This window comes from Variovorax sp. OV084, assembly GCF_900111625.1.
In the GTDB taxonomy this organism is placed as follows: domain Bacteria; phylum Pseudomonadota; class Gammaproteobacteria; order Burkholderiales; family Burkholderiaceae_C; genus Variovorax.
Map to the genome: position 1 here is coordinate 256,603 of NZ_FOII01000002.1, position 22,903 is coordinate 279,505.

Annotated in this window: 23 protein-coding genes; 5 read left to right on the forward strand and 18 right to left on the reverse strand. The window is 66.3% G+C overall.

What is annotated here, in order from left to right:
• Positions 1-16: 16 nt before the first annotated feature.
• The 12 genes from BMW87_RS07535 to BMW87_RS07590 form a co-directional block, all read right to left on the reverse strand.
• Complete coding sequence (locus tag BMW87_RS07535) at positions 17-1,102, reverse strand: MucB/RseB C-terminal domain-containing protein (protein WP_093049434.1); 1,086 nt, start codon at positions 1,100-1,102, stop codon at positions 17-19.
• Positions 1,103-1,127: 25 nt separating this feature from the next.
• Positions 1,128-1,802 (reverse strand): sigma-E factor negative regulatory protein, encoded by a 675-nt coding sequence (locus BMW87_RS07540; RefSeq protein WP_093075592.1) that lies wholly within the window; start codon positions 1,800-1,802, stop codon positions 1,128-1,130.
• A 17-nt stretch (positions 1,803-1,819) separates the two neighbouring features.
• Positions 1,820-2,488, reverse strand: coding sequence for an RNA polymerase sigma factor RpoE (gene rpoE / locus BMW87_RS07545; RefSeq protein ID WP_093049428.1), 669 nt, complete (start codon positions 2,486-2,488; stop codon positions 1,820-1,822).
• A gap of 10 nt (positions 2,489-2,498) precedes the next feature.
• Positions 2,499-2,981, reverse strand: coding sequence for a hypothetical protein (locus BMW87_RS07550; RefSeq protein ID WP_093049425.1), 483 nt, complete (start codon positions 2,979-2,981; stop codon positions 2,499-2,501).
• A 13-nt stretch (positions 2,982-2,994) separates the two neighbouring features.
• The gene (fabF, locus tag BMW87_RS07555) at positions 2,995-4,239 is read right to left on the reverse strand and encodes a beta-ketoacyl-ACP synthase II (protein WP_093049422.1); all 1,245 of its coding nucleotides are present in this window, start codon (positions 4,237-4,239) and stop codon (positions 2,995-2,997) included.
• A gap of 102 nt (positions 4,240-4,341) precedes the next feature.
• Positions 4,342-4,581, reverse strand: coding sequence for an acyl carrier protein (gene acpP, locus BMW87_RS07560; RefSeq protein WP_007830471.1), 240 nt, complete (start codon positions 4,579-4,581; stop codon positions 4,342-4,344).
• A gap of 99 nt (positions 4,582-4,680) precedes the next feature.
• Positions 4,681-5,424 carry a 3-oxoacyl-ACP reductase FabG gene (gene fabG, locus BMW87_RS07565; RefSeq protein WP_093049420.1) on the reverse strand — a complete coding sequence of 248 codons (744 nt, stop codon included), beginning with the start codon at positions 5,422-5,424 and terminating at the stop codon, positions 4,681-4,683.
• Positions 5,425-5,452: 28 nt separating this feature from the next.
• Positions 5,453-6,406, reverse strand: coding sequence for an ACP S-malonyltransferase (gene fabD / locus BMW87_RS07570; RefSeq protein ID WP_093075593.1), 954 nt, complete (start codon positions 6,404-6,406; stop codon positions 5,453-5,455).
• Positions 6,407-6,461: 55 nt separating this feature from the next.
• On the reverse strand, positions 6,462-7,442 hold the full coding sequence (locus tag BMW87_RS07575) for a beta-ketoacyl-ACP synthase III (RefSeq protein WP_093049413.1): 981 nt from the start codon (positions 7,440-7,442) through the stop codon (positions 6,462-6,464).
• Positions 7,442-8,539: a phosphate acyltransferase PlsX gene (plsX, locus tag BMW87_RS07580; RefSeq protein WP_093049410.1), complete on the reverse strand. Its 1,098-nt coding sequence runs from the start codon at positions 8,537-8,539 to the stop codon at positions 7,442-7,444. Before plsX ends, BMW87_RS07575 begins: the two co-directional genes overlap by 1 nt.
• Before the next feature lie 61 nt (positions 8,540-8,600).
• A complete protein-coding gene (gene rpmF, locus BMW87_RS07585; protein ID WP_007830466.1) occupies positions 8,601-8,783 on the reverse strand; it encodes a 50S ribosomal protein L32 in 183 nt (60 codons plus the stop codon).
• Positions 8,784-8,938: 155 nt separating this feature from the next.
• On the reverse strand, positions 8,939-9,496 hold the full coding sequence (locus BMW87_RS07590; RefSeq protein ID WP_093075595.1) for a YceD family protein: 558 nt from the start codon (positions 9,494-9,496) through the stop codon (positions 8,939-8,941).
• An 82-nt stretch (positions 9,497-9,578) separates the two neighbouring features.
• Here BMW87_RS07590 and BMW87_RS07595 point away from each other — a divergent pair, with 82 nt between their 5' ends.
• The 3 genes from BMW87_RS07595 to BMW87_RS07605 are packed head-to-tail and all read left to right on the forward strand — an operon-like array spanning position 9,579 to position 12,078.
• Entirely contained in the window at positions 9,579-10,160 is a 582-nt protein-coding gene (locus BMW87_RS07595; protein WP_093075596.1) for a Maf family nucleotide pyrophosphatase, read from the forward strand.
• A complete protein-coding gene (locus BMW87_RS07600; protein ID WP_093075598.1) occupies positions 10,157-10,924 on the forward strand; it encodes an SAM-dependent methyltransferase in 768 nt (255 codons plus the stop codon). The genes BMW87_RS07595 and BMW87_RS07600 overlap by 4 nt, the downstream gene beginning before the upstream one ends.
• Before the next feature lie 2 nt (positions 10,925-10,926).
• Complete coding sequence (locus BMW87_RS07605; RefSeq protein ID WP_093075599.1) at positions 10,927-12,078, forward strand: MFS transporter; 1,152 nt, start codon at positions 10,927-10,929, stop codon at positions 12,076-12,078.
• Between the two features lie 4 nt (positions 12,079-12,082).
• Here the strand turns inward: BMW87_RS07605 and BMW87_RS07610 are convergent, their stop codons facing one another.
• The 4 genes from BMW87_RS07610 to BMW87_RS07625 are packed head-to-tail and all read right to left on the reverse strand — an operon-like array spanning position 12,083 to position 15,249.
• Positions 12,083-13,099 carry a S49 family peptidase gene (locus tag BMW87_RS07610; protein WP_093075601.1) on the reverse strand — a complete coding sequence of 339 codons (1,017 nt, stop codon included), beginning with the start codon at positions 13,097-13,099 and terminating at the stop codon, positions 12,083-12,085.
• 1 nt (position 13,100) lies between these two features.
• Complete coding sequence (locus BMW87_RS07615) at positions 13,101-13,472, reverse strand: Rieske (2Fe-2S) protein (RefSeq protein WP_093075602.1); 372 nt, start codon at positions 13,470-13,472, stop codon at positions 13,101-13,103.
• A 12-nt stretch (positions 13,473-13,484) separates the two neighbouring features.
• Positions 13,485-14,156, reverse strand: a complete 672-nt coding sequence (locus BMW87_RS07620) for an HAD family hydrolase (protein WP_093075604.1) — start codon at positions 14,154-14,156, stop codon at positions 13,485-13,487.
• A complete protein-coding gene (locus BMW87_RS07625) occupies positions 14,149-15,249 on the reverse strand; it encodes an RluA family pseudouridine synthase (protein ID WP_093076054.1) in 1,101 nt (366 codons plus the stop codon). Before BMW87_RS07625 ends, BMW87_RS07620 begins: the two co-directional genes overlap by 8 nt.
• A gap of 562 nt (positions 15,250-15,811) precedes the next feature.
• Between BMW87_RS07625 and BMW87_RS07630 the strand changes: the two genes are divergently transcribed.
• Positions 15,812-19,009 carry an Rne/Rng family ribonuclease gene (locus BMW87_RS07630; protein WP_093075605.1) on the forward strand — a complete coding sequence of 1,066 codons (3,198 nt, stop codon included), beginning with the start codon at positions 15,812-15,814 and terminating at the stop codon, positions 19,007-19,009.
• Between the two features lie 46 nt (positions 19,010-19,055).
• On the opposite strand, the gene BMW87_RS07635 is transcribed toward BMW87_RS07630, so the two are convergent.
• Positions 19,056-19,922: a LysR family transcriptional regulator gene (locus BMW87_RS07635; RefSeq protein ID WP_093049383.1), complete on the reverse strand. Its 867-nt coding sequence runs from the start codon at positions 19,920-19,922 to the stop codon at positions 19,056-19,058.
• A gap of 122 nt (positions 19,923-20,044) precedes the next feature.
• On the opposite strand from BMW87_RS07635, the gene BMW87_RS07640 reads away from it, so the two are divergent.
• The gene (locus BMW87_RS07640) at positions 20,045-21,607 is read left to right on the forward strand and encodes an MFS transporter (protein ID WP_093075607.1); all 1,563 of its coding nucleotides are present in this window, start codon (positions 20,045-20,047) and stop codon (positions 21,605-21,607) included.
• A 6-nt stretch (positions 21,608-21,613) separates the two neighbouring features.
• On the opposite strand, the gene BMW87_RS07645 is transcribed toward BMW87_RS07640, so the two are convergent.
• A complete protein-coding gene (locus BMW87_RS07645; RefSeq protein WP_093075608.1) occupies positions 21,614-22,897 on the reverse strand; it encodes a heme biosynthesis protein HemY in 1,284 nt (427 codons plus the stop codon).
• Between the last annotated feature and the right edge of the window lie 6 nt (positions 22,898-22,903).

Sequence of the window (22,903 nt, forward strand, 5' to 3'; positions counted from 1 at the left end):
GCGCCTATTTGGCCTGTCAGCGCGTGCGCGCGAGGCTTTGGGCGAATGCATTGAGCGTCTGCTGCGGCACCTCGCCGACTGCGGTCAGCCACCAGTCGCTGGCCGGCTCGGGCAGGCGCCGACGGATGGCGTTGGTCGCTCCGATGGTCAGCACGCCGTCGCGGGGCGCGCGCGCTGCGTCGTAGCGCTCGATGAAAAGCGACACCGAGGCGAGGCCATCGGAGAAGGTCCACTGGACCGTGGCCGCGTCCTGCTTCGACTTGCCGCTGCTGTCGCCATCACCGCCCGCTGTCGGGCGACGGAAGAAGCTTCGGGGCTTAAATCCGGCCACAGGCGTGCGCAGCGTCCAGCCTTCGTCCTGCGCATTGCTGCGCTCGAGCTCCAGCTTCTCGATGCGGTAGCCGGAGGTGTTGGACATCATCTGGGAGAGCGCCTGCGCCTTCACCGGCGCGTCGAGCTGCAGCTCGGAAAACGCCGACTGCTCCACCACGCGGGAGTCGCCGTCAATGGTCTGCAGCTTCACCACCAGGCCCGAACGGCGCTCGCTCCAGATGCGATAGCCGAAGCGCAGCGCGTCGTGCGGCACCAGTTGCACCACGTCGGCATCGAAGCCGGCCACGCGGTCCTTGCCGATCGCGCGCACGTCGTAGAAATCGCCAATCGACGAATCGGGCTTGTCCGGCAGGTTCGGGAAGAGATCGAGGTTCTCGCGCTTCTCGACCTTCACCACCTTCGCCTCCGGCAGGAAGGTCATGACATTGCGGTTACGCCGGAAGGTCGAGCGCGGCGGCCCCGAGAGAGCTTCGATGCGTTCGATCTGATGCTCGCCGTCGCGCACATGCCAGATGCGTGCGCTCGACAGGTCGCCGCCCGGCGCCGACACCACGAAGGTGCCCACGTAATTGCGCTGCCGGGCGCCCGCGTGCATGCGCTGCAACCACTCGGTCACGCTCATGGCCGGTGGCTCGTCCGTCTGCGCAGTTGCCGCGCTCTTCGTATTCGCAGCGCCCGAGCGGGTCTGCGCGGTGGCAGTCTGCGCAAGGCAAAAAGCAGCAAACACAAGCACGAAAGCGCGCGCGGAGATCGGCATCGGAACGGTCATTACGGGCAGCTAGGGGTGCGCGCACTCAGCGCGTCGGGCCCTCGAAGGTGGCATTGCGCAGGAAACCGGAAGGCATTTGCGAAGCACCGCCGGCTTGCTGATGCGCTTCGAGCAGTTGATCGAGCCGCGGGTCACGCAGCATGACCTGCGGATTGCCGTTACCCACGATCACGCGAGTCGGGGTCAGCGTGTTGCTCGCGGGTTGCGGGCTGTTGACCGCTGCCGCCGCCAACACCGAATTGACCGCCGGCTGCTGTTGCTGCTGGACTGAAGCCAGTTGCGCGCCGCTCTGCGGCACCGCTGTGCCGTTGCCGACCAGGGTCCAGCTGATGGCAGCCACGGCCATCAGCGACGCGGCACCAGCCACAAGCTTCCAGCGGAACACAGGCTCGTTGGCCGCTTCCGCCCTGCGCTGCGCGGGCAGTGCCACCGGTGCGGCGACCGGCACCGGCATGGGGGCGACCATCACAGGCTCCGCCGCCAATCGCTGCTGGAAGCGCGCCAGGAATGCCGAGGTGTCGCTGCACGGCGAATGAGAGCCCGAACGCAGCACATCGCCCACCACGTGGTAGGCCTGCCATGCCGCGCGCGATTCGCCTTCGGCGCAGACAGCTTCGATCGCCTGCGCGAACGCCTCGCCCTGCAAATGACCATCCGCAAGTGCGGACACCTGTTCCCGAACCGTCATCGTCTGATTCATTTCATTCACCTGCTTACTTACCAACGCTTGCCGGACTGGTTGTCCAGCAGCGGCTTGACCCTGGCCGAAATGGCCTCGCGCGCCCGGAAAATACGCGAACGCACCGTGCCGATAGGGCAATCCATGACCTCGGCAATCTCTTCGTAACTCATGCCCTCGATTTCGCGCAGCGTGACCGCCTGGCGCAACTCGGCAGGGAGTGCTTCCATGGCCGCCTCGACGGCACTGGCGATTTCATTCGCCGCCATGACCGATTCGGGGGTTTCGTCGGTGGTTGGTTCGTTTCCGGGACGGTAAGTTTCATCGTCGTCCTCAGAAGAAGGCCTGAGAGCGGCCTCGGAGACAGTCGGATCGCGCTTCATGTCCACCAGCGCCTTCTTGGCGGTGTTGACGGCGATCCGGTAGAGCCAGGTGTAGAACTGCGCCTCACCGCGGAACTGGTGCAGCGCGCGATACGCGCGAATGAAGGTTTCCTGCGCAATGTCCTCGACCAGGTCGACATCGCGCACCATCCGCCCGATCAGGCGCTCGATGCGGCGCTGGTACTTGATGACCAGCAACTCGAATGCCTTCTGGTCGCCCGCGACGGTGCGCTGGACCAGCTGGAAATCGACCTCGCCCGGACGCACCACGGCGGGCGCATCGTTCAGGCCGGAATCCGGCGGCACAGGCGGAGAAGTGGTCATCGACGGAGGATCAGGGCGCGTCGGCGGGAGCCGTCGCGCGCCAGGGGTCGCCCGCAGGTGCTGCGGACGGGGGGCGCGAATATACCGCACGGCGCACGTCGCGCCAGCGCTCAGGCATGGCCCGCTGCTCGATCCAGACCCAGCGGCGGGCGCGGCCCGGCTCGCTGAGCCGCACCAGCATCAGCGACTGGAAATCGAGCGCCACGAACGCCCTGGCAGCATGCACGGCCCGGGAGGCATGGCCTCCCGTCAACGACCAGTAGAGGCCGTCGAAATGCAGAACGCCCGCGCCATCGCGTCGCAAGCCGAAGCCCGCGGCGACACCTGCAAACACGACACTGAGAACCAGCAGCAGCTGGCGCCATCCGGCGCTATCGAAGAGATAGCAAGATGCACCCGCACAGCAAGCGCCCAGGGCCCAGAGGACAACGAGAATCCGGGTTGCGCCACGCGAGCGCCCCACCGGATAGGTCACCGACGGTGCGCTGTGCATGAAAGAGCGGTGCTCAAGCGCGCTTGAACACCAGCGTGCCGTTGGTGCCGCCGAAGCCGAAGTTGTTCTTGACCGCGACGTCGATCTTCAGATCGCGCGCCTCGTTGGCGCAGTAGTCGAGATCGCATTCCGGATCCTGATTGAAGATGTTGATGGTCGGCGGGCTCTTCTGCTCGTGCAGCGCCAGCACCGTGAACACCGATTCGATGCCGCCCGCGCCGCCCAGCAAATGGCCGGTCATGGACTTGGTCGAATTGACGACGAGCTTCTTCGCGTGATCGCCGAATGCCAGCTTGACCGCATTGGTCTCGTTGACGTCGCCGATCTGCGTCGAAGTGCCGTGCGCATTGAGGTACTGCACCTGATCAGCATTGACACCGGCATTGGCCAGCGCCATGGCCATCGAGCGGCGCGGGCCGTCGACGTCGGGCGCGGTCATGTGATACGCGTCGCCCGTCAGGCCAAAGCCCGCGACTTCCGCGTAGATCTTGGCACCACGTGCCTTGGCGTGTTCGTATTCTTCGAGCACCAGCACGCCGGCCCCCTCGCCCAGCACGAAGCCGTCGCGGTCCTTGTCCCACGGACGCGAGGCCGTGGCGGGATCGTCGTTGCGGGTGCTCAGCGCGCGAGGCGCGGTGAAGCCGCCGATGCCGAGCGGAGAAATGGTCGACTCCGCGCCACCCGCGATCATCACGTCGGCATCGCCGTACTCGATCATGCGTGCCGACGTGCCAATGGCATGCAGGCCCGTGGTGCAGGCGGTCACGACCGCGATGTTCGGGCCCTTGAAGCCGTACTTGATCGAGACGTGGCCCGAGATCATGTTGATGATCGATGCCGGCACGAAGAACGGCGAGACGCGGCGCGGGCCGCGGCTCATCAGTTCGCCGTGCGTCTCTTCGATCATCGGCAGGCCGCCGATGCCGGAGCCGATGTTGCATCCGATGCGCACGGCTTTTTCATAGGACAGCGCTTCGCCGGTCGGCAGTCCGCTGTCCTGCACCGCCTGGATGGCGGCGGCGAGACCCAGATGAATGAAGCGGTCCATGTGGCGCGCTTCTTTCTCCGAGATGTATTGGGTGATGTCGAAACCCTTGACCTCACCGGCGAACTTGCAGGCGAAGGCGCTTGCATCGAACGCGGTGATGTTCGCAATACCCGACTTCCCGGCCAACAGGTTGGCCCAGGATTCGGTTGCGGTGTTTCCGACAGGAGCGATGCAACCGAGTCCGGTCACGACGACGCGGCGTTTGGTCATGCCGGCAAACCTTTCTGGAAGCGCTGAACAGTTGCCTGTCGGCGCGTGCGGTTTTTAAAGGAAAAGCCGCCGGCCGCAGTTGCAGTGTTGTCAGCTGGCCTATCAGGCCTTTTGATTCTTGGTGGCGTAGTCGACGGCGTTTTGCACCGTGGTGATCTTCTCGGCATCTTCGTCGGGAATTTCGATGCCGAATTCGTCTTCGAGTGCCATCACGAGTTCGACCGTGTCGAGCGAGTCAGCGCCGAGGTCGGCCACGAAAGCCTTTTCGTTCGTCACTTGGGACTCTTCCACGCCGAGCTGCTCGGCGATGATTTTCTTGACACGTGCTTCGATATCGCTCATTTGGTTCCCTCTGAGGGTTGTAGGTAATCGGTGGATTTTAGCCGGGCGCATTGTGGCATTTGCCGCGCGTCCGGTACGGGAAAAACTTGCGCCTTGCGGCTACATGTGCATGCCGCCGTTGACGTGCAGCTCTTGCCCCGTGACGTAGGACGCCTGGGGCGATGCGAGGTAAGCCACCGCGTGCGCGATGTCGGCCGGCTTGCCCAGATGGCCCAGCGGGATCTGCTGGAGCAGCGCCTGTTGCTGGGCTTCGGGGAGGCTGGCCGTCATGTCGGTTTCGATGAAACCGGGTGCGACGCAGTTGACGGTGATGTTGCGGCTGCCCAGTTCGCGGGCCAGCGCACGGGTCATGCCCGCGACGCCTGCCTTGGCAGCGGCGTAGTTGGCCTGGCCGGCATTACCGGAAGCGCCGACCACGCTGGTGATGCTGATGATGCGGCCGTAGCGCTGCTTCATCATCGGGCGGATCACCGCGCGCGAGAGGGAGAAGACCGCCTTGAGATTGGTGTCGAGCACCGCGTCCCAGTCGCTGTCCTTCATGCGCATGGCGAGCGTGTCGCGCGTGATGCCGGCGTTGTTCACCAGCACGTGGATGGCGCCGTAGGCCTGCACGATCTCGTCGATCAGGGCCTCGACGGCGGCGCCGTCGTTCACGTCGAGCGCACGACCGCGGCCGCCGTAGGCGCTCAGGGCCGACGTGATCTTGGCCGCGCCATCGTCGGTGGTGCCGGTGCCCACGACCTTGAGGCCGCGCTGCGCCAGCTCCAACGCGATCGCCGCGCCGATGCCGCGCGTTGCGCCGGTGACCAGGGCGACTTGCCCTTCAAATTTGGGAATGCTCATAAGAAAAAGTGTCGGAGCCTTGCGCCGGTCAGCCGGCGAGCGATTGTCGGGTGTCCGCGAGCGTGGCCGGGTCGTACACCGACGCGGCTTCCAGATCGGGGGAGATGCGCTTCACCATGCCGGCCAGCACCTTGCCGGGACCGCACTCGATGATGGCGGCTACACCGCGCAGTTTCAAGGCCTGCACGCTCTCGACCCAGCGCACCGGGCCGGCGGCCTGGCGCACCAGGGCGTCGCGGATGCGGTCGGCATCGGTCTCGATGGCGACGTCGATGTTGTTCAGCACCGGAATTTGCGGCGTGGCCAGCGTGATGGAAGCCAGCTTGTCGCGCAGCGCTTCCGCGGCAGGTTTCATGAGGCTCGAATGGAAAGGCGCCGAAACCGGCAACAGCAGCGCCCGCTTGGCGCCGTTGGCCTTGAGCAGTTCGCAGGCCTTGTCGACCGCGGCCTTGCTGCCGGCGATCACTGTCTGCATGGGGTCGTTGAAATTCACCGCCTCGACGATTTCCGCGCTGCCAGAGCCAAAGCTGGCAGTGGCTTCCGCGCAGCCTGCCACCACCTTGCCCGACTCCATGCCGAGCACCGCAGCCATCGCGCCGACACCGACGGGCACCGCCTGTTGCATCGCTTGCGCGCGGAAACGCACGAGCGGCGCAGCCTGCGCGAGCGTCAGAACACCCGAAGCCACCAGCGCCGAATACTCGCCGAGCGAATGACCAGCCACCACAGAAGGCGCGGCACCACCCTCGGCCAACCAGGCGCGCCATGCAGCAACACCAGCCACCAGCATCACGGGCTGAGTGTTGGTGGTGAGCGCCAGCTCTTCCTTGGGGCCGTTCTTGATCAGCGCGCCGACGTCTTCGCCGAGCGCTTCGGAAGCTTCGCGCAGCGTTTCAGCCACGGTCGGGTGATCGCCCCAGGCGTCGAGCATGCCGACCGCCTGCGAGCCCTGACCCGGAAAGACAAAAGCAAAGGATTTCATTGTTGTATGCGCCATCTCGCATCGCGGCCGCCCTCTTCCAGGGCGACGCAACGCACTACAGATTCAATAGCACCGCGCCCCAGGTGAAGCCGCCACCCACGCCTTCGAGCATGAGCGTTTCGCCTTTCTTCACCTTGCCGGAGCGCACGGCCTCGTCGAGCGCCAGCGGAATCGAGGCGGCGGAAGTATTGCCGTGCTCGTTCACCGTGACGATCAGCTTCTCGCGCGGAAGCTTCAGCTTCTTCGCCGTGCCTTCCATGATGCGGATGTTGGCCTGATGCGGAATAAGCCAGTCGATGTCGGTGTCGACCTTGCCGGCCTTGGCCAGCGTGGCGCGCGCAGCCTCTTCGAGCACGCGGACCGCGAGCTTGAAGACAGCCTGGCCGTCCATGTGCAGCAGCGGCGTGCCCAGCACATTGCCGCCTGAAACGTGGCCTGGCACGCAAAGAATGCCGACGTGCTTGCCATCGGCATGCAGGTCGCTGGCCAAGATGCCGGGCTCTTCGCTGGCTTCAAGCACCACCGCGCCCGCGCCATCGCCGAACAGCACGCAGGTGGTGCGGTCGTTGAAATCGAGGATGCGGGAGAACACTTCGGCACCCACCACCAGCGCGCAACGCGCTGTGCCCGTGCGGATCATCGCGTCGGCGACGGTCAGTGCGTAGACGAAACCACTGCAAACCGCCTGGACGTCGAATGCCGGGCAGCCGGCAATGCCGAGCTTGTTCTGGAGAATGGCGGCCGACGACGGAAACACCATATCGGGCGTCGAGGTCGCGACGATGATCAGGTCGATGTCGCTGGCTTTACGGCCGGCAGCCTCCAGGGCGTGTCGGGCCGCTTCAAGACCAAGGTCGCTGCTCGTGACATCCGGCGCGGCGAAGTGCCGAGCGTGGATGCCGGTGCGCTCGACGATCCACTGGTCGGAGGTTTCGATGCCTCGCGTCGCCAGATCCTTGGCGAGATCGTCATTGGTCACGCGGCGTGGGGGCAGATAGCTGCCGGTGCCGGTAATGCGTGAATAAGAAGGGGTCATCAAACGTGAAGGGCCGTCGCGTCGACCGGCGCCGCCGGTTCCTGTCGCGCTAGCAAAGGCGCGGCGTGGGCGATGCGGGCCCGCACGCGATCGAGCAGGTTGTTGCGAGCGGCATCATAAGCGCGATCCAGCGCATGGCCGAAAGCCACTTCGTCAGCCGAGCCATGGCTCTTGAAAACCAGGCCACGCAGCCCCAGCAAGGCTGCGCCGTTGTAGCGACGATGATCCAGGCGACTTTTGAACGCTTTTAGAACCGGATAGGCAACAATTGCCGCCACCTTGGTAAAAATGCTCCGAGAGAATTCGACGCGAATGAATTCACCGATCATTGAAGCCACGCCCTCGCTGGCCTTCAGAGCCACATTTCCGACGAAGCCGTCACAGACAACGATGTCGGTCGTGCCCTTGAAGATGTCGTTGCCTTCCACGTTGCCGTAGAAGTTCAGATCCTTGGAGTTGGCAGCTGTACGCAGCAGTTGGCTCGCTTTTTTGATCGTTTCACTGCCCTTGATGGCTTCCTCGCCGATATTGAGCAGGCCGACCGAGGGCGCCTCATTGCCAGTCAGCGCCGACACCAGGGCCGAGCCGAGCACGGCGAACTGGAGCAGGTCTTCGGCGTCGCAATCGACGTTCGCACCCAAATCGAGCACGGTCGTTGCCCCGCCCTTGGCATTAGGAAGCTGCGGTGCGATCGCGGGGCGATCAATGCCTTCGAGCGTCTTGAGCAGGTAGCGCGCAATCGCCATGAGGGCGCCGGTGTTGCCGGCGGAGATGGCGGCTTGGGCGGCGCCGTCCTTGACCTGCTGGATCGCGACGCGCATTGAAGAGTCTTTCTTCTTGCGCAGGGCGATTTCAACCGGGTCATCCATGCCCACCACTTCGCTTGCAGCGACGATGCGGGCACGCGGATGCGCGGCAAACCCCGCCAGTGCGGCCGGCGCGCCGACCAGCAACAACGAGGCTTCGCTGTGCCGCTCGAGAAACGCGCGGCAGGCCGCGAGCGTGACGCGCGGCCCATGATCGCCTCCCATGCAATCCACGGCGAGCGTGATTGCAGAAGGCGCAGCAGTGATTTCGGGGGAAGAAGGCGTAGCCATCAAAACAAAGGCCCGACGCTACAGCAGAAGTAGCTTCGGGCCTTGGCCTTGGAATGCGAGATCAGGCTTCAGACTTGTTCTTGAGCACCTGGCGGCCACGGTAGAAACCGTTGGGGCTGATGTGGTGGCGCAGGTGCGTTTCGCCGGTGGTCGGTTCCACGGCGATGCCGGGCACGACCAGCGCATTGTGGGAACGGTGCATGCCGCGCTTGGAAGGCGACTTCTTGTTTTGCTGGACGGCCATGATGGCTCCTGGACTGTTAGGTGAGTGATTGGATGCGGGCTCAAGCGGTGGCAATACAAAAAATTTAACGGCATGTATGGAATGCCTTTATCTGTACTGCTGCTCACGGCGGCGCGCGCGAAGCCCATGATTATAGCCCAGCCTGCGGGAAAGGGCTACTTTCCCTCTTCGGGCTTGCGCGAACGCAACGCGCCGAGCACTGCGAAGGGGTTCGGCTTGGCCTCTTCAGCCGCCTTGAAGTCCTCGTCGCTGGACGAAAGTTGCACCGGCGTGGGGCAGACATCGTGGACGGGCATGACGGGGATTTCCATCAGCAGCTCGTCCTCGATCAGGGCACGCAGGTCGAAATCCCGGCTCACGACGAGCAGGTCTTCCTCGGATTCCTCGTCTTGCGCCTCGGCAGTGGCCTCGTCGGCCACGAAACGGAACCAGCGATCCACGGAAAGCAGCGTGTCGACCGGCGACAGGCAACGCTGGCAAACCAGCGGCACGGAGGCTTCAGCCTCCAGGTGCAGCCAGGGCGCGGCCTTGCCATCCGCACCGGGGCGCTCTTCCCCGTGGGCCTCCCATCGGACCACCGCGTCGGGCGCCGGGACGGCCAGTTCGGCGACCAGGCGTACATAGTTCGGAACCGGATCGGCGGCTTCCAGGGTGGCGGCAGCGGCGGTAAAGCCGGGCACATTGAGCCGTTCGGGGGCAAATTCTCTCTTCATCCGCGCCAGTCTAGCGTGCCGGCCATTTCACCGGCTTGGGGCATACCTGAGAGTTCTGGGCGGCTCACGCACAATCGTCACCATGCAACGCACCGTGATCCTCGCCTCGACCTCGCGCTACCGCCGCGAACTGCTCACCCGCCTGCGCCTGCCCTTCGATGTGCACTCGCCGGAAGTCGACGAAACGCCCCAGCCCGGCGAAACGCCGCACGACCTGGCCGTGCGCCTCGCGCTGGAAAAGGCAAACGCCGTGGCTACCCGCTTCCCAGAAGCCGTGGTCATCGGTTCGGACCAGGTGGCCGACCTGGCCGGCGAGGCGCTGGGCAAGCCCGGCGACCATGCCCGCGCCACCGCCCAATTGCGCCGCATGCGCGGCCAGACGCTGATCTTCCAGACGGCCGTGGCCGTCGTCTGCAAGGCCACCGGCTTCGTCCAGCGCGACATCGCGCCCGTGCGCGTGGTGTTCCGCGACCTCAGCGACGCCGCCATCGAACACTATCTGCAGGCCGAGCAGCCCTATGACTGCGCCGGCAGCGCCAAGAGCGAAGGCCTTGGCATCGCGCTGCTGAGCGCCATCGACAGCGACGACCCGACCGCACTGGTCGGCCTGCCGCTGATCCGCACCTGCCAGATGCTGCGCGCCGCGGGGGTCGATCTGCTGTGACACAACAAAAAGGCAAGCTCTACCTCGTTCCCGCGCCGCTCGACTTCGGTTGCGACGTGCAAGCCCCGCTGCAAGACGCCCTCCCGCTGGGCACGCTGCAGACAGCCGCCGGCATCACCCACTGGATCTGCGAGAACGCGAAATCCGCGCGCGCCTACCTGAAGCGCATCGACGAAGTGGCGCCACTGGCCGCTGCGCTGCAGGCGCAGAGCATCCAGGAACTGCCACGCGAAGTGCACAAGAAAGGTGATCACGCAGGCCAGTTCGACGCCCGCCCCCTGCTGGCCGCCGCGCTCGAAGGCCACGACATCGGCCTGCTGAGCGAGGCAGGCATGCCAGCGGTGGCCGACCCGGGCTCCTCGGTGGCGCGTGCCGCGCACGACCTGGGCCTTACCGTGGTTCCACTGACCGGCCCGGTCTCGCTGCTGCTCGCACTGGCCGCGAGCGGACTCAACGGCCAGAACTTCGCCTTCGTCGGCTACCTGCCGCAGGACGCCGGCGAGCGCCAGACCCGCATCCGCGAACTCGAAGCGCTCGCGCTCAAGTCGGGCCAGACGCAGCTGTTCATCGAGACGCCCTATCGCAACGCCGCGCTGCTGCAGGCCCTCGTGCAGACCCTGCAGCACAACACCCGGCTCGCCGTGGCACACGGCCTGACGCTCGCCACCGCCCACGTGCGCAGCGAAACGGTCAAATCCTGGCGCGCCAAGCCACAAGCCACCACAGACGAACGCCTGCCCGCCGTGTTCGCGATCGGCCGCTGACGATGGTGGGTGTTACCGCAGCCACGCGCTGGGCATCGCGCGCGCAGTTCTTTGCCGCCGGCTTCATCTTCGCGACCTGGGGCGTGCATGTGCCCACGGTCAAGGCGCACTACGGCATCGACGAAGCCCAGCTCGGGCTGGCGATGCTCGCGGCCGGTGCCGGTGCGATGTTCGGCCTGACCAGTGCAGGCCGCTGGATCGGCCGCCACGGCCCGCGTCGCGTGGCCGGCATCTGCGGCTGCATTTATGCACTGCTGCTGGCCGGCCTGATCGCGATGCCCGGCTATGCCGCGCTGCTGGTTCTGCTGGCGGCTTTCGGCCTCGTGACCAGCGTGTTCGACGTCTCGATCAACACCGAAGCCGCCCAACTCGAACTGCACGGCGACACGCCCCTGATGAGCGGCATGCACGGCATGTTCAGCCTGGGCGGCATGGCCGGTGCCGCGAGCGGCAGCGCCGCGCTGGCGGCCGGGCTCGGCGCGCAGGCGCACCTGCTGCTGGTCTCGGCCGCGATGGTGCTGCTCGTTGCCGTAGCCTCGACACGCATGCTGCCCCGCCCCGCCACCAGCGGCGCCACCGAGGCCGATCACGGCTTCCTGCTGCCCCGCGGCACGCTCGCGGTGCTGGGCGTGCTCGCCGCACTGGGTCTGATCGCCGAAGGCGCGATCTACGACTGGAGCGTGCTCTATATGCAGCAGGAGATCGGCAGCCCGCAGCAACAGGCCGCCCTGGCCTATGCAAGCTTCTCGGCCGCGATGGCCGCGGCGCGCTTCGGCGGCGACGCGCTGCGCGCCCGCTTCTCGCCGAGCACGCTGCTGCTCGGCAGCGGCCTGCTGGCCGCGGCGTCGATGGCGCTGGTGCTCATCACCGACCTGCCCTGGCTGGCGTTGGTCGGCTTCGCGGGCGTGGGGGTCGGCTTTGCGAACGTAGTCCCGATCCTGTTCTCGGCCTCGGCGAAAGTTCCGGGCATCGAGCCCGCACGCGGCATTGCGTCGGTCTCGGCCCTTGCCTATCTGGGGTTCATGGCAGGCCCGGCAGTGATCGGGCTGCTGGCGCGGGCGACCTCGCTGACCGCCGCGCTCTATGTCGTCGTGGTCTTCGCCGCGGCGCTGGCGGCATCTGCGCGCTACACCGCCAGCGGCGAAAACAAATAAGAGATCAGCGCAGGGCCGGCGCGGTATGCATCAGGCGCACCGTGGTTTCAGCCATCGCCGCGCCGAACTTCTTGGCCAGCTTCTCGGCCACGTTGTCGCGCCGCGTGTAGTCGATCACCTCTTCGGCCTTGATCACTTCGCGGGCCACGTAGTCGACGTTGCCCAGCTGGTCGGCCAGGCCGTATTCGACAGCCTGCTCGCCGCTCCAGAACAGTCCGCTGAACAGGCCGGGGGTGTCAAGCTTCAGGCGGTCGCCACGGCCGGCCTTCACCACATTGATGAACTGCGTGTGGATCTGGTTGAGCATCGTCTGCGCGTGCGCGCGCTGCGCATCGCTCATCGGGCTGAACGGATCGAGGAAGCCCTTGTTCTCGCCGGCGGTCAGCAGGCGGCGCTCGACGCCGACCTTCTCCATCACGCCGGTGAAGCCGAAGCCGTCCATCAGCACGCCGATGCTGCCGACGATGCTGGCCTTGTCGACATATATCTTGTCTGCGGCGGCGGCAATGTAATAGGCGGCCGAGGCGCAGGTCTCCTCGACCACGGCATAGACCGGCTTCTTGTACTTGGCCTTCAGGCGCTTGATCTCGTCGTTGATGATGCCGGCCTGCACCGGGCTGCCGCCGGGCGAGTTGATCAGCAGGACCACGCCCTTGGCGCCTTCGTCCTCGAAGGCCGTCTTCATCGCGGCGACCACGAACTCCGCGCTCGCATCCCCGCCATTGGCGATTTCGCCCTTGATCTCGACGACGGCGGTGTGCGCCGTGGTCTTGGCCGTGCTCGGCGCGCTGCGCGAGAGCGCGAACCACGCCAGGAAGACGAAGAAGGCAAGCCAGGACAGACGCACGAAGGTCTTCCAGCGGCGCGTGGCCTTCTGTTCGTTCAACGAAGCGAAGGCGAGCTTTTCGAGGGTGGCGCGCTCCCAACCGGGGCGCTGCGTGGGATCTTTGGCCATATTCGTGGGAGGGGCCTGCTCAAATGGTTCGAACCCGGCGGGTTCCGTTCGGTTCGGGTCGGTCATGTCAGAAGGTCAGGGGGTGAAGGTTCCAGCCAGTATGCCAGTGCACTACGCCGTCATGCTCGCTCAAGGCGATCTTCACGAGGCCGCCGCGGCACGGCCCGCCCGCGCATTCGCCGGTGTCGGGCTTGTAGACCGCGCCGTGCGTCGCGCACAGCAGCCACTGGCCGGTGTCGTCGAAGAAGCGGTCGGGCTGGAAGTCGAGTTCCATCGCGACGTGGCTGCACCGGTTGAGAAACGCATGCGGCTGCCCCTCGAAACGTATCGCGAAGGCGCGGCAGGTTTCTCCGCCATAGACCACGTCGAAGGGCACGGCCAGGCTGCCTTCAACCAGGTCCGCGGCATTGCACAACGGGATGTGTTCTTCGTCGCTCATGGCAGGACTTTTTCAAGCGTTTCCGAGGAGCCACGCCTCGAGGTCGGCCACCGAATGCGCAATGTGCAGCGGCTTGAATTCGTCGAAGCTGGCGGGTTCATGCGCGCCGTAGCTCACACCCACGTTGGCGCAGCCGGCGTTCTGCGCAAGCTGCAGGTCATGCGTGGTGTCGCCGATCATCAGGGTGCGTTCCGGCGGCACGTCGAGTTCTTCCATCAGCTCCAGCAGCATGCGCGGATGCGGCTTGCCGAAGGTTTCGTCGGCAGTGCGAGAGGCGTCGAAGCGGTCGCGCAGCGCGACCGACTTGAGCGCCTCATTGAGGCCGCGGCGCGACTTGCCGGTGGCCACGGCCAATTTGTGGCCGCGCGCGCGCAGGGCATCGAGCATCTGCAGCACGCCATCGAACAGCACGAGGTCGTCCTGGTGCTGAAGATAGTGGTAGCGGTAACGGGCGCCAAGCTCCGGGTATTTTTCTTTCGGCACGTCGGGCGCCGCACGCGCGAGCGCCTCGGCCAGGCCGAGGCCGATCACCCAGGCGGCGTCGTTCTCGCTCGGCTTGGCGCCGCCGACGTCGATCACCGCGGCCTGGATGCAGCGCACGATCAGACGCGTGGAGTCATAGAGCGTGCCGTCCCAGTCGAAGGCAATCAGGTCGAAGCGAAGAGGTCTGGAAAAATCAGTCATGGGCCGTGGGAGTGGGGTGTTGGGCCAGTGCCTCGAGGGCGGCGGGCGGCATCAGCGCGTGCAGTTCGGGCGGCAGGTCGGCCTGCAGCGCCACGCGATCGCCGCTGGCCGGATGGTTGAATTGCAGCCGCCAGGCGTGCAGGAACATGCGCCTGAGGCCGAGTTTCTGAAATGCGCGCTGGCGTTCGGACTCGCCGTACTTGTCGTCGCCGGCAATCGGATGCCCGGCCGACGCGAGGTGAACGCGAATCTGATGCGTGCGCCCGGTCTTGATAGTCACTGCCAGCAACGACAGCGGCGCGGCATCGCCCGGCAGCGAGAGCCGCGCCAGCACCCGCACCAGCGTGACGGCGCGCATGGCGTCCGGATGGTCCTTGGCGACCACGCGCACGCGGCGCTCGCCGGCGCCAGCGCCGGAACCGTCGGGCAGCAAATACTTGGCCAGCGGCGCGTCGAGCACCTTCTTGTTGGCGGGCCAAGCGCCCTCGACCAGCGCCAGATAGGTCTTGCCGGTTTCGCGTTCGCGGAACTGGTCCTGCAGCGCGACCAGCGCGCTGCGCTTCTTGGCGACGAGCAGGATGCCGGAGGTTTCGCGGTCCAGCCGGTGCACCAGTTCCAGGAACTTGGCGGCGGGCCGGGCGGTGCGCAGTTGCTCGATCACGCCAAAGCTCACGCCGCTGCCGCCATGGACGGCCACGCCGGCCGGCTTGTCGATGGCCAGCACGGCTTCGTCTTCGAGCAGCACCGGAAATTCGCGCGCCGGTGCCGGCGGGGTGCCGCCCTCTTCAGCGCGCGGCGAGATGCGGATCGGTGGCAGCCGCAGCACGTCGCCCGCCTCGATGCGGGTTTCGGCCTGCACCCGGCCCTTGTTGATGCGCACCTCGCCCGACCGGATGATCCGGTAGACGTGCGTCTTCGGAACGCCTTTCAGATGGCGGAAAAGGAAGTTGTCGAGCCGCTGCCCGGCAGATTCAGCGTCGACCGTGAGGAATGTGATGGCCGAATGCGGCGCCCCGGCTTCGCCTGGGGCTTTTTGGCCTGCGGGATTTGGAGCAGCCGCGGGGCCTTGCTTCGCACCTATAATGTTTTTCACCAGCGCGGTCATGTAAGTGCTTGATTAGACAGAAGTTTAGTCCACTGCCATCAAATACCCAGGACGGCGCTGTGAGGTCGATGCCGCTTTGGCGCCGAGCTGCAAACCCCGCGCAATTGCGCAAAGTGGCAGACCAGGCACCCAAGTCAAGCCGACACCCACGAAACACCGATACGGAATACCCAGCCTGCAGCTTCCAAGCTGCCGGCGGATCGAAGCGAGTCCCTTGTTGTGTTGATGCTGCTGATTCAAATGTGCCTGCGCTGGCCAACCTGGTTTCGACCAGTGGCCTCAGGCATTGAATCGTTGGCAGCGTGCGCCACTCTTGCGCAACCAGCTATCAAAAAGATAGCTGACCAACACCGAATCTGGCTCGCGCCCATCCACGCGCCCCCACCCCGGCTGTCTTCTTGAGCTAACGCTCGAGAGGCCTGCTCGCGCCTGGCGCGGCAGTGAACAGCATCCGGGGCCCAAGCGGCAATTCCCTGGTTTCGCGGGCGTCGTCCGTGCATCGTTGGCCCATCAAGGGCCGGTAGAACGATACATATAAGGACAACGCATCATGAAGCGGATGCTGATCAATGCCACGCAGGCCGAAGAACGCCGCCTGGCCATCGTCGACGGGCAGAAACTGCTCGACTACGAAATCGAAATCGAAGGGCGCGAACAGCGCAAGGGCAACATCTACAAAGCCGTCGTGACGCGCGTCGAGCCCTCGCTCGAAGCCTGTTTCGTCGACTACGGCGAAGACCGCCACGGCTTCCTGCCGTTCAAGGAAATCTCCAAGCAGTACTTCGCCGAAGGCGTGTCTGCCAGCCAGGCCCGCATCCAGGACGCGATCCGCGAAGGCCAGGAACTCACCGTCCAGGTCGAAAAAGAAGAACGCGGCAACAAGGGCGCGGCCCTCACCACCTTCATCTCGCTGGCCGGCCGCTATGTCGTGCTGATGCCGAACAACCCCCGTGGCGGTGGCGTTTCGCGCCGCATCGAGGGTGACGACCGCGCCGAACTCAAGGAGGCGATGGACCAGCTCGAGTACCCGAAGGGCATGAGCATCATCGCGCGCACCGCTGGCATCGGCCGCATTGCGTCCGAACTCCAGTGGGACCTGAACTACCTGCTCAAGCTCTGGACCGCCATCGACGGCGCGGCCAAGGGCGGCAAGGGTGCCTTCCTGATCTACCAGGAATCGTCGCTCGTCATCCGCGCCATTCGTGACTATTTCAATCACGACATCGGCGACATCCTGATCGACACCGACGACATCTACGACCAGGCGCAGCAGTTCATGGCGCACGTCATGCCCGAGCATGCCGCCCGCGTGAAGCGCTACCGCGACGACGCGGCCCTGTTCAGCCGCTTCCAGATCGAGCACCAGATCGAATCGGCCTACGCCCGCACCGTGCAGCTGCCTTCGGGCGGCGCCATCGTGATCGACCACACCGAAGCACTGGTCTCGGTCGACGTGAACTCGGCCCGCGCCATCAAGGGCGGCGACATCGAAGAGACCGCCACCCGCACCAACCTCGAAGCCGCCGACGAAGTGGCCCGCCAGATGCGCCTGCGCGACCTGGGCGGCCTGATCGTCATCGACTTCATCGACATGGACGAGTCGAAGAACCGCCGCGAAGTCGAAAGCCGCCTGCGCGACGCTCTGCGCCAGGACCGCGCCCGCGTGCAGTTCGGCTCGATCAGCAAGTTCGGCCTGATGGAAATGAGCCGCCAGCGCCTGAAGCCCGCGCTCTCCGAAGGCTCGTCGATCCCCTGCCCCCGCTGCGGCGGCTCGGGCCACATCCGCGACACCGAATCGAGCGCGCTGCAGATCCTGCGCATCATTCAGGAAGAGTCCATGAAGGACAACACGGCCGCCGTGCATGTGCAGGTGCCCGTGGAAGTCGCCTCGTTCCTGCTGAACGAAAAGCGCCCCGAAATCGCGAAGATCGAGCTCAAGCAGCGCGTCACCGTGCTGATGGTGCCCAACAAGACGCTCGAAACGCCGAACTACAAGCTCGAGCGCCTGAAGCACGACGATCCGCGCCTCGACCACATCGAAGCCAGCTACAAGATGGCCGACGAGATCGAAGACCCGACCTCGGTCACGCGCCGTTCGCAAGAGCCCACCAACAAGCAGACGCCGGTCATCAAGGGCGTGCTGCCCGATGCGCCCGCGCCCGTGGTGCCGCCCAAGCCCGAAGCAGTGCGTGCGCCTGTCGCAGCAGCACCCGCACCGGTCGCACCGCCCGTGGTGAGCGCACCGGTTCCGGCGCAGACCGGCTTCTTCGCCTGGATCAAGAACCTGTTCGGCGGCACGCCGGCCCCCGCTGCGGCGCCTGCGCCGTCCGCGATCCCGGTCGAGGCACCGAAGCCCCGTCGCGACGGCCGTCCTGGCCGCGACGGCGAAGCACGCGGCGGCGCACGTGACGGCGAACAGCGCCGTGGCGGCCGCGGCGGCGAAGGCCGCGGCGAGAACGGCGGACGCTCCGGCGGTCGCGACGGCGAACGCCGTGGCGGCCGTGGTGGCGAGCGCCGTGAAGGTCGCGAAGGCCGTGAAGGCCGCAGCAGCGAACTGCGCAACGACGACGCCAACCAGCCGCGTGAACAACGCGAACCGCGCGAGCAGCGTGAGCCCCGCGAGCCGCGTGAAGCGCGCGCACCACGCGACGGCGAGCAACGCCGCAACGGTCGTGGCGAGCGCCGCGAAGGCGAAGGCCGCGAAGGTCGCAACAACGCACCGGCCGAAGCACTCGACGGCAACGTCAACCTCGAAGCCCAGCAACTGGCGCCCGGCGCCGTTGCAGGCGACGAAGGCAACGCAGCGGAACGCGCACCCCGCGCCCGCGGCGAACGCCGTGAACGTGGCGAGCGCGGTGAACGTGGTGGCGAACGCAATGGCGCCGACAACAACGGCGCCCGCGAACGCAACAATGCCGAAGCCGGCGAAGGCGCCGCACAAGGCGAGCAACGCCAGCCCCGCAACGGCCGCGACGAGCAGCGCGCACCGCGTGGCGAACGCAGCGACCGCAACGACGGCCGCCGCGAACGCCGCAACGACGCACCTCAAGCCGAAGCGGATGCACGCGGCGCCGAGGCCGCAGCAGCCGATGTCGATCAAGGCGGCGAAGCCAGCATCAACGGCAGCAACGAGCAGGCACCGCGCCGCGAAGGCGACGAGCGCCGCGGCCGTTCGCGTGACCGCTACGGCCGTGACCGCCGCGAACGCGGCCCGCGCGATGAAGCCGAAGCCACCGCCGAAGGCGCCGCAACGGAAGCCACGGGCGATGCACAGCAGCAAGCCCCGCAGCAGCAACTGCCGCTGGCGTCGGAACGCTTCGAAGCAGTCGAAGCCGCTGCGGCACCGGAAGTCCGAGAACCCGTGGCAGCACCGCAGCAGGTCCGCGCTGAGCGCCCCGCGCCGGCACCGGCTGTCGTGGCAGCAGCTGCGCCGATCGTCGTCGAAAGCGCCAAGGCGCCTGTCGCCGCCAACGGCCGCGCACTGCCCAAGGTCCAGCCTTTCGAACTGCCGCTGAACGAGCTCGCGCAGATCGCCGAGAGCTCGGGCCTGCAGTGGGTCAATTCGGATGCCGAACGCATCGCGCAAGCACGCGCCGCCATCGAAGCCGAGCCGAAGCCGGTGCACGTGCCGCGCGAACGCCCGCCGGTGGTTGTGCTCGACGAGGGCCCGCTGGTGCTGGTCGAAACCCGCCGCGACCTCGGTTCGATGTCGCTGCCGTTCGAGCAAGAGCAGCAACGCAGCCTCTGAGCGACACACGCTCCCAAGTAAAAACGGCGCCAGTGGCGCCGTTTTTTTATGCCTTGTCGTGCGCCGGCAGTTCCGGCATCTCCAGGATCAGCTGGCCGAACCGGCAGGCGCATTCCGTCTTGCCGCCCTCGCTCCAGATCAGCGAAAAATCCACGTTCGGCAAAGGCGGCAGGCCATAGCGGCCGTCGACGATCTTCATGCCCGGCTCCACGTCCTCGCGCGTGAGCACCGTCACGGCCAGCCCCGCCAGCACGGCCGCGCGAATGCCATGCTGGCTCGCGGAGGTGAATACCACATGCCAGTCGACCGGCGTCGCATCCAGCGCTGCGCCGGCCAGTTCACGGTTGACGCAGGGCTTCGGAAAGTACGCCAGCGGCAGCGACGCGCCGGCGGGCGGCTCGAAAGTCTCAGCCGCCACCCACACCAGTTGCGTGCGCCGCAAGCGCGTGCCCTCCTCGCAATCGGCCGGCGACATCACCACCGCGAGGTCGAGCTCGCCCGCCTTGATCATTGCGCGAAAGTCGAGGTGCATGCTCACGCTGACCTCCATGCGCGTGGCGGGAAACGAGCGCGCGAACTGCGAGAGCAGCGGCGGCAGCCGGTCGCCCATGAAGGTGTCTGGCGCGCCGAAGCGCACCACGCCCGAGATCAGCGAGGGTTGAAAGCGCCGCGTCATCGTGTCGAGCGTGTCGAGGATCTGCTGCGCATAGCGAAGGAAGTCTTCGCCGTCTTCCGTCACCGTGAGGCGGCGTGTCGTTCGATGCAGCAGCGGCCGGCCCACTTGTTCCTCGAGCCGCCGGATCTGGTGGCTGATGGCCGACTGCGTCAGGTGCAGCCGCTGGGCGGCGCGCGTGAAGCCGCCGGTTTCCTTGACGGCCACGAAGGCTCGCAGCAGCGCGGGGTCGAAATCCATGGCAAGCAACCAATCAATGATGAATCGTCATGGATTCTAGGAAATTAAATCATTTCCATCATGAAGAGGCCTTCCCCAGAATCGCCCGGACCTCTTTGCCAAAGACTCCCGAAAGACTTCCGATGCCTCTCTCCCATACCGGCAAGAACCGGGTCGCGCTGGCCGCGATCTGCCTCATTGCCCTGATGTTCGGCCTGGAAATCTCCAGCGTGCCGGTCATTCTTCCCACGCTCGAACAGGCATTGCACGCCGACTTCAGCGACATGCAGTGGATCATGAACGCCTACACCATCGCCTGCACCACGGTTTTGATGGCCGCGGGCACGCTTGCCGACCGCTACGGCCGCAAGCGCCTCCTCGTCGTCGGCGTGGTGCTCTTCGGCCTCACCTCGCTGGCCTGCGGGCTGGCGCAGAGCGCGCCGGTGCTGATCGTCGCGCGCTTCCTCCAGGGCCTGAGCGGCGGCGCGATGCTGATCTGCCAGCTCGCCGTGCTCTCGCACCAGTTCCAGGAAGGCAAGCAACGCAGCAAGGCCTTCGCCATCTGGGGCGTGGTCTTCGGCATGGGCCTGGGGTTCGGGCCGATCATCGGCGGTGCCATCGTGGCGCTGTCGAACTGGCAGTGGGTGTTCCTGGTCCATGTGCCGCTGGCGGCGGTGGCCGTTGCCCTGGTGTTCCGCAGCGTGGAAGAGTCGAGCGACCCCGATGCGCAAAAGCTCGACCTGCCTGGCATCGTCACGCTGTCGCTTGCGGTGCTGGGCCTGACGTACTTCATCACGCAGGGGCCGGGTCTCGGCTTTGCGAGCCCGCTGGCCATCGGCGTGATCGCGGCGTCGGCCGCGAGCTTCGCGCTCTTCCTGTGGGTGGAAAAGATCAACCCGCATCCGATGTTCGACTTCTCGGTCTTCAAGATTCGCAATTTCTCGGGTTCGATCATCGGCTCCATCGGCATGAACTTCAGCTTCTGGCCGTTCATGATCTACCTGCCCATCTACTTCCAGGGCGCGCTGGGCTACGACGCGGTCACGGCCGGCTCGGCACTGCTGGCTTACACGCTGCCCACGCTCGTGCTGCCGCCGCTGGCCGAGCGGCTGTCGCTGCGCTACCGGCCCGGCGCGGTCATTCCCGCGGGCCTGTTCGTCATCGGGCTCGGCTTCATTGCAATGCGCTATGGCAGCGGCATGGTTCACGCGGGCTGGATGACGATGTTGCCCGGCTGCCTGCTGGCCGGCATCGGGCTGGGCCTGACCAACACGCCCGTCACCAACACCACCACCGGTTCGGTGCCGAGTTCGCGCGCGGGCATGGCCTCGGGCATGGACATGAGCGCACGGCTGATCACGTTGGCCATCAACATCGCGCTGATGGGCTTCATCCTGCTCGAAGGCGTTCATGCGCATCTGCGCGGCGCGTTGTCGGCATCGCTGGACGCAATGCAATTGCGCGCGCTGGCGGAAAAGATCGCGGCCGGCAACTTCGCATCGCTTGCCGAAGGCTTTCCGGCGCTGTCGCAGGCAGACCCGTCCGGCGCCGTCGTGCATGCGGCGCTGGTGAACAGCTTCGGGCTGGTGATGCTCTACGGGGGAGTCGGCGTCTGGGTGCTGGCCGGCGTCAGTCTGCTGATCTTCGGCAGTGGCAAACCACTGGCGCGGTCATCGGGCCTGAAGGCTGAAGGGTCCTGCCCCTGAAAACGCTCAGGTGTTCTCGATCTGCGCCGCGCGCTTCCACGCCTCGGCGGCTTGCTCTGCATCGTCGCGGTCTTCGGCCAACTGGGCCAAGGCGAGCCAGGCACGGCGGTACAGATCGGTGTCCTGCAGCCCAAGGCCGGCCTGCGTCAACAGCTGCTGGGCCTTGCCCCACAGCTGGCGCTTCATGCAGGCCATGCCTGCGAGGTATTGGAGGTTCGGGTCGCGCGGGTTGTTGCGCTGCGCGCTTTCGATGCGCGCCAGCCAGTCGGCATCGACCGAGTCGAGCCCTGCTTCGAGCGCACGCGCCAGCTTGACGCGCAGCGCATCGCCGAGCGCGCGTGGGTTGGCCACCATGCGCTCCCAGGCCGGCAGCAGCCAGCCGCGCGCCAGAGCAAGGTCGCCACGCAGCGCGACCATCCGTTGGGCAGCGTGAATCGCCACTTCGGGCATGTCGCGCTCATTGGCATCGAGCTCAGTCCACGCGCGAAGCAGCTGTGCCGGATCGTGTGCGCCCGTCAGCAGCTCGGTCGCCAGCCCACGCACGATGCTCTGTGCCGCGGCGTCAGAGAAGGCGCGGTGCTTGGCCAGCAGGCGCGCGGTTTCGAGCGCTTCGAGCGTGCGGCGATCCTGCCGTGCCGCCTTGAGCCGCAAGCGCAATGCGAGCGTGCGGCGTTGCGCGCCTTGCGGCAGTTCTTCGAGCCGCGCAAGTGCCGCGGCTGCATCGCGGTCTTCGAGCGCCCAGCGCGCCGCGCGCAGTTGCACGCCTTCGCGCGTCTCCGGGCTGGCGAGCACGGCGCGATCGGCGCTTTCGTTGAGGGCCTGCTGCAGATGGGCATCGCGAGCTGGCTTGTCTTGCAGTGCCTGTGCGCTCTCGGCCGCCAGCAGGTGCGACAGCACGCGCACCTGCTGCGCCTGCGGCAGGCTGGCGCCGAGCGCCGACAGCGTTTTCTCCTGCGTGAGCGCGGCCTGCGCGGCCTTGCGTGCACGCGAGAAGCGACCCGAGATCAGCTGCACCATCGCATCGAGCAAGGCTGCATGCAGCGTGCGCTCCTTCTGCTGCAGCCGCCACTGGCGCGCCTGCGTCGGCAGCGAGAACAGTGCTGCCAGTGCCCGCAAAGCCACGTGCATCAGCACGAAGGCCACCAGCAGGATCACGAGCACGAGGTTCAGCGACAGGTCGACACGCCAGGGCGGCCAGAACACGGTGATCGTGCCCTGGTTGTTGCCTGCGAAAAGAGCGACTGCTGCTGCAACAGCGAACAGCGCGAGGAGCCAGATTGCGGCGCGCATGTCCGA

Coding starts and splice junctions, on each gene's coding strand:
- BMW87_RS07610 (WP_093075601.1), bottom strand. CDS start 13,099: ATGACCGACCCGAACCGAACGGAACCCGCCGGGTTCGAACCATTTGAG.
- BMW87_RS07550 (WP_093049425.1), bottom strand. CDS start 2,981: ATGCACAGCGCACCGTCGGTGACCTATCCGGTGGGGCGCTCGCGTGGC.
- BMW87_RS07540 (WP_093075592.1), bottom strand. CDS start 1,802: ATGAATCAGACGATGACGGTTCGGGAACAGGTGTCCGCACTTGCGGAT.
- rpoE (WP_093049428.1), bottom strand. CDS start 2,488: ATGACCACTTCTCCGCCTGTGCCGCCGGATTCCGGCCTGAACGATGCG.
- acpP (WP_007830471.1), bottom strand. CDS start 4,581: ATGAGCGATATCGAAGCACGTGTCAAGAAAATCATCGCCGAGCAGCTC.
- fabD (WP_093075593.1), bottom strand. CDS start 6,406: ATGAAATCCTTTGCTTTTGTCTTTCCGGGTCAGGGCTCGCAGGCGGTC.
- plsX (WP_093049410.1), bottom strand. CDS start 8,539: ATGGCTACGCCTTCTTCCCCCGAAATCACTGCTGCGCCTTCTGCAATC.
- rpmF (WP_007830466.1), bottom strand. CDS start 8,783: ATGGCCGTCCAGCAAAACAAGAAGTCGCCTTCCAAGCGCGGCATGCAC.
- BMW87_RS07630 (WP_093075605.1), top strand. CDS start 15,812: ATGAAGCGGATGCTGATCAATGCCACGCAGGCCGAAGAACGCCGCCTG.
- BMW87_RS07620 (WP_093075604.1), bottom strand. CDS start 14,156: ATGACTGATTTTTCCAGACCTCTTCGCTTCGACCTGATTGCCTTCGAC.
- fabG (WP_093049420.1), bottom strand. CDS start 5,424: ATGAGCATTCCCAAATTTGAAGGGCAAGTCGCCCTGGTCACCGGCGCA.
- BMW87_RS07575 (WP_093049413.1), bottom strand. CDS start 7,442: ATGACCCCTTCTTATTCACGCATTACCGGCACCGGCAGCTATCTGCCC.
- BMW87_RS07605 (WP_093075599.1), top strand. CDS start 10,927: ATGGTGGGTGTTACCGCAGCCACGCGCTGGGCATCGCGCGCGCAGTTC.
- BMW87_RS07595 (WP_093075596.1), top strand. CDS start 9,579: ATGCAACGCACCGTGATCCTCGCCTCGACCTCGCGCTACCGCCGCGAA.
- BMW87_RS07635 (WP_093049383.1), bottom strand. CDS start 19,922: ATGGATTTCGACCCCGCGCTGCTGCGAGCCTTCGTGGCCGTCAAGGAA.
- BMW87_RS07615 (WP_093075602.1), bottom strand. CDS start 13,472: ATGAGCGACGAAGAACACATCCCGTTGTGCAATGCCGCGGACCTGGTT.
- BMW87_RS07535 (WP_093049434.1), bottom strand. CDS start 1,102: ATGACCGTTCCGATGCCGATCTCCGCGCGCGCTTTCGTGCTTGTGTTT.
- BMW87_RS07590 (WP_093075595.1), bottom strand. CDS start 9,496: ATGAAGAGAGAATTTGCCCCCGAACGGCTCAATGTGCCCGGCTTTACC.
- BMW87_RS07645 (WP_093075608.1), bottom strand. CDS start 22,897: ATGCGCGCCGCAATCTGGCTCCTCGCGCTGTTCGCTGTTGCAGCAGCA.
- BMW87_RS07640 (WP_093075607.1), top strand. CDS start 20,045: ATGCCTCTCTCCCATACCGGCAAGAACCGGGTCGCGCTGGCCGCGATC.
- fabF (WP_093049422.1), bottom strand. CDS start 4,239: ATGACCAAACGCCGCGTCGTCGTGACCGGACTCGGTTGCATCGCTCCT.